The following is a 12,585-nucleotide window of genomic DNA, read 5'->3' on the forward strand; positions in this document are numbered from 1 at the left end:
CCTCTCCAGGATCGCGGGTTACGTGGTCAGTCGCCGACGCGCGTGACGCGGACGGCCATGAACTGCCGGCCGGGCAGCTCGACGCGCAGGCTGCCGCTCGCCGCGTCGGCGACGCGGTCGACCGTCATGCCCCAGGTGTCGAGCACGTCGACCGCGAACCGGCCGCCGGCCGGCAGCACGACGTTGCGGAAGCGGGGGCGGTTGAAGCCGAGGTAGATCAGCTCGTAGGCGCCGGCGACGCCGCCGCGCGGGGCGTCCCACTCGGAGGGCAGCGGATCGAGGACGCCGGTGGGCGACCCGGCGACGACGTCCGCCAGGAACGCGATGCGGGCCGGGCTGTCGCCGACGAGCTCGCCGCCCTTCGACCACCACAGCTCCTCGGCGTCGTTGAGGTACGTCTCGCCGTGCCCCACGTACCCGCCGCGGACCGCGCCCTCCCAGAACCGCCGCACCATCTCCTCGCCGGTGATGTTGCCCCAGCCCTGGTCGATGTCGCCCTCGTAGCCGCACTCGTCGACCACCACGGGCTTGCCCCACCGCTCCCGCCACTCGTCGGTGTTCTCGGCGGTGCGGTAGACGTCGACGCGCTGGACGCTGGCGTGCGTCACCCAGGTCCTGCCGTGGTCGTAGAAGCCGAAGCAGTTGTGGATCGAGGTGAGGTGTCCCGCCGGGTCCTCCGCGCCGACCAGGGCGGCAAGGCGTTCCCAGTCGTCCTCGGTCTTGCTCCGCACCAGGTCGTACTCGTTGGCCATCGCCCACCACACGTTGGAGAACGCCGCGAGCCGCCGCACCACATAGCGGACGAAGCGGTCGTCGGCGGCCCTGCCGAGGTCGGCGAAGCCCCAGCGGTCATAGGGGTGGAAGAGGATGACGTCGGCCTCGATCCCCGACTCCCGCAGGGCGCGCACCTCGTCCTCGAACCGGCGGAAGAACCGCGGGTCGAACCGGGTGGTGTCCCATCCCTCGGCCACCGAGCCGGGGAACGGATAGAGCTCGGGCTCCTCCGTGTTGTAGAGGTACGCCTTCGGCAGCACGCACATCCGCACCTTGGTGAAGGCGCTGGCCGCCAGGGCGCGGCGGGTCGCGGCGCGCAGCCGCTCAGGCTGGTGGGTCCACGCGTAGGCGGTGGTGCCGATCGGCAGGTGGCGGGTGCCGTCCGCGTGCGCGAAGTGGAACCCGTCGACGCGCACCGGGCCGTGCTGGCCGGGGGCGGCCGGGCCGCTGGTGAAGCGGCCGGTGAGGCCGTCGAGGGAGCGGGCGGTGGACGAGATGGTGAACGTCCAGGACGCGGCGCGGTCCGGCATGAACCGGATCCGGTAGGTGCCGTCGCCGTCGTAGAAGCCGCCGACCCGGAGTTCGCGCTCCCCGTCGGCGAACGTCGCGGTCAACTCGACGTCGACGAACGGGTTGCCGTGCGCCGGCCCGTCGATCTCGATCTCGAACGCGTCCCACTGGGCGCAGCCGGCCGGGTGCCGCGCCGTGGCGGAGCCGCGCGGCACCTCGGCGCCCTCGTACGCCGGGTCGGGCGCGATCGGCGGCTCCTCGGGGCGCGGGTCGCCGGCGCCGTGGTCCTCGACGGCGGCCAGCTCCGCGAAGAGCCGCTCGACCAGGGCGGGATCGGCGGTGGCCGCGGTGTCGTGCTCGACCACCACGCCGACCGGCATCCCCCGGATCTGGTCGAGCATCGGCGAGTTGACGACGCCCGGCAGGTACCTGGCGAGGACGGCGCGCGCGGCCGCGTTCTCCAGCACGGCCGAGATCTTGGACGTGGGCGTGAACATGCTCTGTCGCATCTCCTGTCTCAGGCCGAGAGCCGGTGCCGCTCGGCCCGGCGCCGCTCCTGGGCGGCCGGGTCGGGGACCGGCGAGGCCAGCAGCAGCCGCTGGGTGTAGGGGTGGGTGGGGGCCGAGGTGACCTCGGCGCCGGGACCGGTCTCGACGATCTCGCCGTGGTAGAGCACCGCGACCCGGTGGCTGATGTGCCGGACCACGCTCAGGTCGTGCGACACGAACAGGTAGGCGACGCCGGTGCTCTCCTGGATCTCGACGAACAGGTCGAGCACGTGCGCCTGGGTGGAGAGGTCGAGCGCCGAGACCGGCTCGTCGCACACGATCAGCCGGGGCCCGAGCGCCAACGCCCTGGCGATCGCGATCCGTTGCCGTTGGCCGCCGCTGAACTCGCGGGGCAGCCGGTCCCCGGCGTCGCTCGGCAGCCTGACCCGCTCCAGCAGTTCGCGCACCCGCCTGGCGGCGTCCCGCGCCGAGACGCCGCGCACGCTCAGCGGCTCGGCGAGGATCTCGGCGATCCGCATGGAGGGGTTGAGCGACGTGTAGGGGTCCTGGAAGACGACCTGGATGTCGGAGGCGAGGGCCCGGCGCTCGGCCCGGCCCGCCCGGGTGATGTCCCGGCCGTCGAAGCGGATCGTGCCGGACGTGACGGGGGCGAGCCCCAGCACGGCCCGGCCCAGCGTGGTCTTCCCGGAACCCGACTCCCCGACGAGCCCGACGGTCTCGCCCGGCCGCACGTCGAGGCCGACGCCCTTGAGGGCCCGGAACGGCGCGCTGCGCCAGCCCCGCACGGGGAAGTCGACGACCAGGTCTTCGACGGCGAGCACAGCCTCGACGGCGAGCAGTGGCGATGTCATGCCGTGACCTCCGTGGTCGTGGGCGCCCGGTAGGCGGCCCGGGGTGGCGCCCCCTCGAGGGTGGCGCCGAGGAGTTGCCGGGTGTAGGGGTGCCGGGGGTTCGCGAAGATCTCCCGGACGGCCGCCACCTCGACGAGCCGCCCCTCGCGCATCACCGCGACCCGGTCGCACACGTCCGCGACCACGCCGAGGTTGTGCGTCACGAGGAGCAGCGCCATCTCGTGCTCCTGCTGGAGGCCCCGGATCAGGTCCAGGATCTCGGCCTGCACGGTGACGTCGAGGGCGGTGGTGGGCTCGTCGGCGATGAGCAGGTCGGGCTCGCACGACACGGCGCCGGCGATGAGCACCCGCTGCGCCATGCCGCCGGATATCTGGTGCGGGTAGGCGCCGAACGCGCGGCGCGGGTCGGGGATCCCCACCCTGGCGAGCAGGTCGAGCGCGCGGTCGCGGGCGGCGGCCCTGGACAGGCCGAGCCGGGTCCGCAGCGGCTCGACCAGCTGGTCGCCGACGGTGAACGAGGGGTCGAGGTTGCTCATCGGCTCCTGCGGCACATAGGCGATCCGGGTGCCGAGCAGCGCCTCGCGGGTGCGGTGGGGCGCGGTCGCCAGGTCGACGCCGTCGAACCGGATGGCGCCGGAGAGGACGGCGCCGCCCTCGGGCAGCAGGCCGAGCACCGAAAGGGCGGTCTGGGTCTTGCCTGACCCCGACTCGCCGACCAGGCCGAGCACCTCGCCGCGGGACACGTCGAGCGAGACGCCGTGCAGCACCGGCCGCCAGCCGCCGTGGCCGTCGCCGTAGCCGACGGAGAGCCGGTCGACCGCGAGCAGCGCGGACTCCGCGGCCGGCGCCACGAGTTCCGACGCGGGCTCGGCGGCGGGTGCGGGGGCCGGCGCGGTCCGCCGTGGGGTGGCGACCTGGTCCCCGCCCTGGAGGGCGTCCCGCACCGCGTTGCCGAGCAGCACCAGGGAGGCGCTGGTGAGGCTGAGCAGCAGCCCCGACCAGAGCAGGATGCCGGGCGCCCGGTAGATGTTCTGGAAGCCCTCGTTGAGGATCATGCCCCAGCTCGGCCTGGTGAGGTCGCCGAGCCCCAGGAACTCGAGGCCGGCCTGGATGGCGATGGCCAGGCTGGCCACCATGGCGGACTGGATGACGATCGGCCCGCGGACGGCGCGCAGCACGTGCCGCGCGATGATCCGGCGGTCGGAGAGGCCGGCGACCCGCGCCGCGTCGACGTAGAGCTCGTTGCGCACCGACACCACGGAGGACCGCACCAGGCGGTGGAACGAGGGCGCGAGCAGCACCCCGAAGACGCCCATCGAGATCCAGATCGAGGGACCGACCGCGGCCCTGACCGCCAGCAGCACCATCACGCCTGGCAGCGCCATCACCAGGTTGGTCAGCCAGCCGGAGACGCCGTCGACCCAGCCGCCGTAGTAGCCGGCGATCAGCCCGGAGGGCACGCCGACGGCCAGCGCGACGGCCAGCGCGAACGCCCCGCCGAGCAGGCTGAGCTGGCCGCCGTGGAGCAGCCGGGAGAGCAGGTCGCGGCCGGCGCTGTCGCCGCCGAGCGGATGGTCGGCCGACATCGGCGCGAGGACGTCGGCCAGGGACGAGTCGTTCGGGCCGTGGGCGGTCAGCAGGGAGGCGAGGGCCGCGCTGAGCACGATGAGCAGCAGCACGGCCGCGGCCACGGCGCCCAGGGGGTTTCTGAGGACCCGCGCGGTCAGCCCGCGTCGTTCGACGGGACGGTCGGTGGCGACGGCGGGGGTCGCGGGAGCTTCGATGGTCATCGGATCCGCGCCTTCGGGTTGAGGTAGCCCACCGCGATGTCGATGAGCAGGTTGACGACGGTCACGAGGACGACCGTTACGACGACGACGCCCATCACCATGGGGATGTCGCCCCGGGTGGTGGCGTTGACCGCGAGCAGCCCGATGCCCGGCAGGGCGAAGATCTGCTCCACGAAGACGGCCCCGCCCATCAGCCCGACGAACTGCAGGGCGAGCACGGTGAGCCCGGGCCCGCTCGCGTTGCGCAGTGCGTGGCGGAGCAGCACCCGGTGGCGCGGCAGCCCCCGGCTGCGCAGGGTGCGGATGTAGTCCTGGCGCAGCACGTCGATCATGGCGCCGCGGATCTGCTGGGTCGTCGAGGCGACCGCGCCGATCGAGAGTGCCGCGATCGGCAGCGTGATGGTGGAGAGCCAGCCGGCGACCGAGAGCGAGAACGGCACGTAGCCGGTGGCGGGGAACCAGCCGAGCTCGACGGCGGCGACGAGCGCGAGCAGCAGCGCGATCCAGAAGCCGGGCAGCGCGTAGCCGGCCACCGAGAGGAGCTGCACGGTGCGGTCGAGCCAGCCGCGCCGCACCGCGGCCGCCGTGCCGAGCAGCACCGAGACGATGGCGACCACCAGGGTGGTGCCGATGACCAGGGTGAGGGTGACCGGCAGCCGGGTGCCGAGCGCCTGGGCCACCGGCTCGCCGGTGAACCAGGAGCGGCCGAAGTCGCCGCCGAGCGCCGAGCCGAGCCAGTCGAGGTACCGGGTGACCAGCGGCTCGTCGAGGCCGAGTTCGCTCGACTTCGCCGCCACCTGGTCCTCGGTGGCCATCTGGCCGAGCAGCCGGCGGGCGATGTCGCCGCCGGAGAGGAACATGGTGGCGTACGCGATCCCGCTGATCACGAAGAGCAGAACGACGCCGGCCGCCAGTCTTCTGACGATGTAGGAGAGCATGGGTTGTCGTCCTCCCCGGTCACGCCGACGGCGTGTAGTTGTAGACGGAGGGCACGTTCTGCTGCGTCTGGAGCACCACGTCCGTGCCGTCGTTGACCGCGTAGGTCTCGTCGATCCAGAACCAGGGGGCGAACCAGGCGTTGTCCACCAGGTACCGGTTGATCTCGCCGAAGAGCTCGGCCTGTTCGGCGTCGTTGGCCGCGGGCACGGCGTCGATCAGCGCGCTGAGCTCGGGGTCCTGGGCGCCGAACGGGTTCCAGGCGGACTCGGGCGCCAGATAGGAGTTGACGAGCGTCCAGTCGACGGGGGCGCCGAGGAACATGAAGCTCATCGGGTAGTCGCCGGCGAGCATCCGGCTGATCAGGTCCTGGCCGGCGTCCTCGTAGGTGACGCGGACGCCGATCTCGGCGAGCGACTGCCGGATGATCTGGAGCGTCGGCTGGTCGAAGAACGCGCTCGTCGGCATGGTGATGTCGAAGCCGTCCGCGTAGCCGGCCTCGGCCATCAACTCGCGGGCCAGCTCGGGGTCGTAGTCGTAGGTGTCGTTGAGCGCGGGGTCGTAGGCGGGCGACGCCTCGCTGAAGATCTGCTGGGTGCGGGCGCCCTGCCCGTCGTACAGCGCGTCGAGGATGCGCGGCCCGTCGAAGGCGTGGTTGATCGCCCGGCGGACCCGCTCGTCGCCGAGGGCCGGTATCACCGAGCCGTCGCGGTCGAAGATGATCAGGCCGACCCAGGACACGTGGACGTCGGGCCTGACGATCTCAAGACCGGTCCGCTCCGCCTCGTTGACGTTGTTGCGGTTGCTCAGGTTGCCCGCGTCGATCTGGCCGGTCTTCAGGGCGTTGAGCAGTCCGGTCTCGTCGGGGAAGACGTCGAAGGTCAGCTTCTCGTAGTGCTGGAGGTCCGGGTTCCAGTAGTCGTCACGGCGGGTGAAGACGTACGAGGACCCCTGGACCGTCGCCGACGTGTCCATCACGTAGGGCCCGGAGCCGGCGGGCACCGTGGCCAGGTCCTGCGAGTCGAACGCGGCGGGGGAGGCCATCAGCCCGGCCGCGTCCCCGAGGTGGACGAGGAGCGACGGGTCGGGCGCGCTCAGGCGCAGTTCTATGTGGGTCGGGTCCACCACCCTGGCCTCCTCCAGGAGGCCCAGGTAGTGGCCGAGCGGGCCGGTGCCGTCCCGGAAGCGCTCCAGGTTCTGCTTGGCCACCTCGGCGTCGAACTCGACGCCGTCGCTGAACGTCACGTCGTCCCGGAGCGTCATCGAGAGCACGGTCCTGCTGTCGTCGTACGACCACTCCGTGGCCAGCATCGGCGCCAGGTCTCCGTCGGGTTCGCGCAGCAGCAGGGTGTCGTAGGCGGCCTGGAAGTAGGGCACGTAGTTGGCGTCCCCGGCCTGGGCGGGGTCGAAGGAGGCCGGGACCACCGTGCTGCCCAGCACGAGGTCGTCGGCCGAGCCCCGGCCCTGCCCGACGTAGCCGGCGCAACCCGTCAACATCAGCCCGACGGCGGCGACCATGCCGATCGCGCTGCGCGTTCGTCGCAAAGAACGCATAAGGTGACTCCTCGGCTTATTACGTCATCGTAATTTTCTGTCACAGGCCGGGTGATATGTGCCGGTGCTGGACGGTGGCACGGATCGTAGGTCGAGCATCGGTGGGTCGCAAGACTATTCGGGGATTGAATATTTACTCAAGGGTTCGGAACGGCTTGGGCTTGACGATGTTCCGGGGCGCGCCGCACTATCGGGGGTAATAAACATCAGAGATTGAATGGATATTCACATGCTGTGCTCTGATCCCCCCACGGCGGCGCGCTACCGCGAGCTGCGGCGGACCATCCGCGCCGAGCGGCCCGACCTGGCCGCGCTCCGGCTGCGGGCCATGTCCACCGAAGTCCGCCTCCAGGTGCTGGAGATGATCGACCGGGCCGGCATGGGGCACATCGGCGGCGACTTCTCCGTCACCGACATCCTGGTGACGCTCTTCGGCGCCGTCCTCGACGTGGACCCCGAGCACCTGGACGCGCCCGCCCGCGACCGGTTCATCCTCAGCAAGGGGCACAGCGCCGCCGCCCTCTACGCGACCCTCGCGCACTGCGGCTTCTTCCCGCGGGCCGAGCTGGCCGGCTTCGCCGCCCCGCACTCCGACCTGAACGGACACCCCAACCGCCGCAAGGTCCCCGGCGTGGAGACCAACACCGGCCCACTCGGCCACGGCCTCCCGGTGGCCGTCGGCGCCGCCCTCGGCGCCCGGCTGCGCGGCGACGCCAGCCGCACCTTCGTCGTCCTCGGCGATGGCGAACTCCAGGAGGGCAGCAACTGGGAGGCCGCGATGGCCGCCGGCCACTTCGGGCTCGGCTCGCTCACCGCCGTCGTCGACCGCAACCGGCTCCAGCAGGGCGCCCGCACCGAGGACACCGTCGGCCTCGACCCGCTGACGGACCGGTGGACCGCCTTCGGCTGGGAGGCGCGCGAGGTGGACGGCCACGACCACGCCGCGCTGCGCGCCGCCCTCGCCCCCTCCACCACCGGGCGCCCCGTCGCCCTCGTCGCCCACACCGTCAAGGGCAAGGGCGTGTCGTTCATCGAGGACCGCGCCGAGTGGCACCACAAGGTGCCCGACCAGGACCAGGTCCGCGCCGCCGTGAAGGAGCTCAGCAGGTGACCGAGACCATCGCCCCGCCGCTCGCCGACGCCCCGGCGTACGACTGCCGGGGGACCTTCGCCGCGGAGCTGGCCGCCCTGGCCCGCGAGGACGACCGGGTGGTCGTCGTCTGCAACGACTCGGTCGGTTCAAGCAACCTGGCGGCCTTCCGCGAGGAGTTCCCCGACCGGCTGATCAACGTCGGCATCGCCGAGCAGAACATGGTCGGCGTCGGCGCCGGGCTGGCCAACGCCGGGTTCGTCCCCTTCGTCTCGGCCGCCGGCCCCTTCCTCACCGGCCGCGCCCTGGAGCAGATCAAGGCCGACGTCGCCTACAGCGGGCTCAAGGTCGTCCTGTGCGGGCAGAGCCCCGGCATGGCCTACGGCGAGCTGGGCCCCACCCACCACTCGATCGAGGACCTGTCCTGGCTGCGGGCCGTCGCCGACCTCTCCGTCGTCGTGCCCACCGACCGCGCGCAGACCAGGGCCGCCGTCCGCTGGGCCCACGCCCACGAGGGCCCGAGCTATCTGCGGATCCCGCGGTTCAGGGTGCCCGACGTGGTCCCCGCCGGCGCGCCGTTCGCGCCCGGCCGGGCGCTGGTGCTGCGGGATGGCACCGACGTCACGCTGGTGGCCGTCGGCACCCTGGTCCCGCGGGCCCTCGCCGCCGCGGAGCGACTGGCCGCCGAGGGCGTCTCGGCCCGCGTCCTCAACACCCCGTTCGTCGACCCCCTGGACGAGGCCGAGGTGCTGCGGGCCGCAACGGAGACCCGCGGCATCGTCGTCGCCGAGGAGGCCACGCTCAGCGGCGGCCTCGGCGCCGCCGTCGCCTCGCTCACCGGCCAGCGGGCCCCCACTCCGCTGCGGCTGCTCGGCGTCACCGGCTTCGCGCCCACCGGCAGTGCGGAGCGGCTGCTCGAACACTTCGGGCTCACCGCCGACGGCATTCACCGCGCCGCGCGGGACGTGCTCGGGCTGCCCTCAGCGGACTCGTGACGACCGCGCGGCTCGCGCGCCCCGCGTAGGGTGCGGGGTGTGCCCAAGCGCCCAGACCTCACCGACCCGGATTCCGTGGACCGACTGCGCGTGATCGTGCGCGTGGCCCGGATGTACCACGAGCGCGGGATGCGGCAGGCGGAGATCGCCGGCACCCTCGGCCTCTCCCAGGCCAGGGTGTCCAGGCTGCTGCGCTCCGCGACCGAGCTCGGCGTGGTCAGGACCGTGGTGGTGGCGCCGCCAGGCATCCACAGCGACCTGGAGGACGCGCTCGCCGAGCGCTACCGGCTGACGGACGTCGTGGTCGTCGAGGGGGACGACCTGCCGGGCCACCCCGGCACCCTGCTGCGGGCCCTCGGCTCCGCCGCCGCCAGCTACCTGGAGACGGCCTTCCACCCCGGCGACCTGATCGGCATCTCCACCTGGAGCGAGACCCTGCTCGCCGCCGTCGAGTCCATGCAGCCGGCCAGGTCGCCGGGCGCCACCAAGGTGGTCCAGCTGATGGGCGGCGCCGGCGACCCCCAGGGCCAGGTCCAGGCCACCCGCCTCACCGCCGGGCTCGCCGAGGTCACCGGCGCCACCCCGCTGTTCGTCCGCGCCCCCGGCATGGTCGGCTCGATGGAGGCCCGGCTCTCGCTGCTCAACGATCCCGCGGTGCGCGAGGTCAGCCAGGCGTGGCAGCAGCTGACCGCCGTCCTGGTGGGCATCGGCAGCCTTGAGCCCTCGCCGCTGCTCCGGCTCAGCGGCAACGCGGTGACCGAGGAGGACATCGCGCGGCTCCGCGACCTGGGCGCGGTGGGCGACATCTGCCAGCGGTTCTTCGACGAGGACGGCGTCCACGTCGACGCCGGCCTCGGCGAACGCACCATCGGCATCCCCGTCGACCAGCTGCGCACCGTACCGCGCCGGATCGCCGTGGCCGGCTGGGAGCGCAAGTACACCGCGGTGCGCGCGGCGGTGCGCGGCCGCTGGATCACCGCCCTCGTCACCGACATCACCACGGCCCGCCGCCTGCTCGACGAGCCCTGACCCCGAGCAGCCATCGGGACGGCCCTGGCGGCCTGTTCGGGTGGCCCGCAGCTGTGGCGGCGCCCGAACGCGGGGGCGGCGGTGCAGCATTCAGCGGTCGTTACCGTCGACGCGCCCCCTCGGCGTGCCTCCCCGGAGGTGGAGACCGGCATGCAGGACACCCCGCTCGGCGCACCCGGCCACCCCCGCGACCTCGACGCCGACGAGCTCGCCGCCCTGGACGCCCACTGGCGCGCGGCCAACTACCTGACGGTCGGCCAGATCTACCTGCTGGCCAACCCGCTGCTCGCCGAACCGCTGCTCCCCGAGCACGTCAAGCCCCGGCTGCTCGGGCACTGGGGCACCTCGCCGGGACTCAACCTGGTGTACACCCACCTCAACCGGGCCATCTCGGCGCGCGACCTGGACGCCGTCTGCGTCTGGGGCCCGGGACACGGCGGGCCCGCCGTGCTGGCGGGCTCCTGGCTGGACGGCAGCTACGCGGACGCCTACCCGGACGTCACGCGTGACGCGGCCGGCATGGCCCGGCTGTTCCACCAGTTCTCCTTCCCTGGCGGCGTGCCGAGCCACGCCGCGCCCGACACCCCAGGGTCCCTCCACGAGGGCGGCGAACTCGGCTACTCGCTCGCCCACGCCTACGGCGCGGCGCTGGACAATCCGAACCTCCTGGTCGCCTGCGTGGTCGGCGACGGCGAGGCGGAGACCGGCCCGCTGGCCGCGGCCTGGCACTCCACCAAGTTCCTCGACCCGGTGCACGACGGCGCCGTGCTGCCCATCCTGCACCTCAACGGCTACAAGATCGCCAACCCCGCGGTGCTGGCCAGGATCCCCGAGGCCGAACTCGACGACCTGCTGCGCGGCCTCGGCCACCACCCGCTCCACGTCACCGGCGAGGAACCGGCGACCGTGCACCGGCTGCTGGCCCGCGCCATGGACACCGCACTCGACCGGATCGCCCACCTCCAACGCGCCGCCAGGGCCGGGGAAGCGTCCGGCGAGCGCCCCCGCTGGCCGCTGATCGTGCTGCGCACCCCCAAGGGCTGGACCGGCCCCGCCGAGGTCGACGGGCTGCCGGTCGAGGGCACCTGGCGCGCCCACCAGGTGCCACTCGCGCACGTCAGGGAGAACCCCGCCCATCTGCGGCAGCTGGAGGAGTGGCTGCGCTCCTACCGGCCGCGGGAGCTGTTCGACGCCGACGGCCGCCCCCGGGAGCGGGTGCTCGCGCACACCCCGCGCGGCGACCGGCGGCTCGGCGCCAACCCGCACGCCAACGGCGGGCTGCTGCTGCGCACCCTGCCGGTTCCGCCGCTGGAACGGCACGCCGTCACCGTCGACACGCCTGGCGCCACCGCGCACGAGCCCACCAGGGTGCTCGGCGGCCTCGTCGAGCAGGTGCTCGAAGCCACCGCGGAGCGCCGCGACTTCCGGCTGGTCGGGCCCGACGAGACCGCTTCCAACCGGCTGGCGGCCGTCTACCGGGCCACCGGAAAGGCGTGGCAGGCCGAGACCCTGCCCACCGACGAGCACCTGGCCCGCGACGGCCGGGTGATGGAGATCCTCTCCGAGCACACCTGCCAGGGCTGGCTCGAGGGCTACCTGCTCACCGGCCGGCACGGCCTCTTCTCCTGCTACGAGGCGTTCGCCCACATCGTCGGCTCCATGGCCAACCAGCACATCAAGTGGCTGCGCGCCGCCCGCCGGGTGGAGTGGCGCGCGCCCATCGCCTCGCTCACCTACCTGCTCACCTCGCACGTGTGGCGGCAGGACCACAACGGCTTCTCCCACCAGGACCCCGGCTTCGTCGACCACATCCTCAGCAAGAGCCCCGAGGTGGTGCGGGTCTACCTGCCCCCGGATACCAACACGCTGCTCGCCGTCGCCGAACACGTGCTGCACAGCCGCGACTACGTCAACGTGGTCGTCGCCGGCAAGGACGCCACCTTCGACTGGCTCGGCCTCGACGCCGCCCGCGCGCACTGCGCCCGCGGCGCCGGGCTCTGGGAGTGGGCCGGCACCGAACGCCTCGGCGAGGAGCCGGACGTCGTCCTGGCCTGCGCGGGGGACGTCCCCACCCTGGAGGTGCTGGCGGCGGCCTCGCTGCTGCGCCGGCACCTGCCCGACCTCGCCGTGCGGGTCGTCAACGTGGTCGACATCGCCCGCCTGATGCCGGCAGAGCAGCACCCGCACGGCATGTCGGACCACGAGTTCGACGCCGTGTTCACCCGCGACCGGCCGGTCATCTTCGGCTACCACGGCTACCCGTGGCTCATCCACCGGCTGGCCTACCGGCGCGCCGTCCACCCGCACCTCCACGTACGCGGCTACACGGAGGAGGGCACCACCACCACGCACTTCGACATGGCGGTCCGCAACGGCATCGACCGCTACCGGCTCGTCATGGACGTGCTCGACCGGGTGCCCGGCCTCGCGGTGCGGGCCGGGGCGGTGCGGCAGCTGATGGCCGACGCCCACCACCGGCACCACGACTGGATCCGCGCGCACGGCACCGACCTGCCCGAGGTCGCCGGCTGGACCTGGCCCGGCTGA

General features: G+C 73.1%; 9 protein-coding genes. 4 read left to right on the plus strand and 5 right to left on the minus strand.

Features of this window, described 5'->3' with window-relative positions; translation table 11 throughout:
* Nucleotides 1-26 precede the first annotated feature (26 nt).
* The 5 genes from ACYVPE_RS03230 to ACYVPE_RS03250 are packed head-to-tail and all read right to left on the minus strand — an operon-like array spanning nucleotide 27 to nucleotide 6,924.
* The gene (locus tag ACYVPE_RS03230) at nucleotides 27-1,781 is read right to left on the minus strand and encodes a DUF5605 domain-containing protein (protein ID WP_461031815.1); all 1,755 of its coding nucleotides are present in this window, start codon (nucleotides 1,779-1,781) and stop codon (nucleotides 27-29) included.
* 20 nt (nucleotides 1,782-1,801) lie between these two features.
* The gene (locus tag ACYVPE_RS03235; RefSeq protein WP_461031816.1) at nucleotides 1,802-2,644 is read right to left on the minus strand and encodes an ATP-binding cassette domain-containing protein; all 843 of its coding nucleotides are present in this window, start codon (nucleotides 2,642-2,644) and stop codon (nucleotides 1,802-1,804) included.
* Nucleotides 2,641-4,434, minus strand: a complete 1,794-nt coding sequence (locus ACYVPE_RS03240) for an ATP-binding cassette domain-containing protein (RefSeq protein ID WP_461031817.1) — start codon at nucleotides 4,432-4,434, stop codon at nucleotides 2,641-2,643. The genes ACYVPE_RS03235 and ACYVPE_RS03240 overlap by 4 nt, the downstream gene beginning before the upstream one ends.
* A complete protein-coding gene (locus ACYVPE_RS03245; protein ID WP_461031818.1) occupies nucleotides 4,431-5,372 on the minus strand; it encodes an ABC transporter permease in 942 nt (313 codons plus the stop codon). The genes ACYVPE_RS03240 and ACYVPE_RS03245 overlap by 4 nt, the downstream gene beginning before the upstream one ends.
* Before the next feature lie 19 nt (nucleotides 5,373-5,391).
* The gene (locus ACYVPE_RS03250; protein ID WP_461031819.1) at nucleotides 5,392-6,924 is read right to left on the minus strand and encodes an ABC transporter substrate-binding protein; all 1,533 of its coding nucleotides are present in this window, start codon (nucleotides 6,922-6,924) and stop codon (nucleotides 5,392-5,394) included.
* A gap of 229 nt (nucleotides 6,925-7,153) precedes the next feature.
* Between ACYVPE_RS03250 and ACYVPE_RS03255 the strand changes: the two genes are divergently transcribed.
* The 4 genes from ACYVPE_RS03255 to ACYVPE_RS03270 all read left to right on the plus strand — a co-directional run bounded on the left by ACYVPE_RS03255 (nucleotide 7,154) and on the right by ACYVPE_RS03270 (nucleotide 12,585).
* A complete protein-coding gene (locus ACYVPE_RS03255; RefSeq protein ID WP_461031820.1) occupies nucleotides 7,154-8,035 on the plus strand; it encodes a transketolase in 882 nt (293 codons plus the stop codon).
* The gene (locus ACYVPE_RS03260; RefSeq protein WP_461031821.1) at nucleotides 8,032-9,009 is read left to right on the plus strand and encodes a transketolase family protein; all 978 of its coding nucleotides are present in this window, start codon (nucleotides 8,032-8,034) and stop codon (nucleotides 9,007-9,009) included. The genes ACYVPE_RS03255 and ACYVPE_RS03260 overlap by 4 nt, the downstream gene beginning before the upstream one ends.
* 39 nt (nucleotides 9,010-9,048) lie before the next feature.
* Nucleotides 9,049-10,038, plus strand: a complete 990-nt coding sequence (locus ACYVPE_RS03265) for a sugar-binding transcriptional regulator (protein ID WP_461031822.1) — start codon at nucleotides 9,049-9,051, stop codon at nucleotides 10,036-10,038.
* Between the two features lie 150 nt (nucleotides 10,039-10,188).
* The gene (locus ACYVPE_RS03270) at nucleotides 10,189-12,585 is read left to right on the plus strand and encodes a phosphoketolase family protein (protein ID WP_461031823.1); all 2,397 of its coding nucleotides are present in this window, start codon (nucleotides 10,189-10,191) and stop codon (nucleotides 12,583-12,585) included.

The sequence above is a fragment of the Streptomyces mayteni genome, assembly GCF_054783955.1.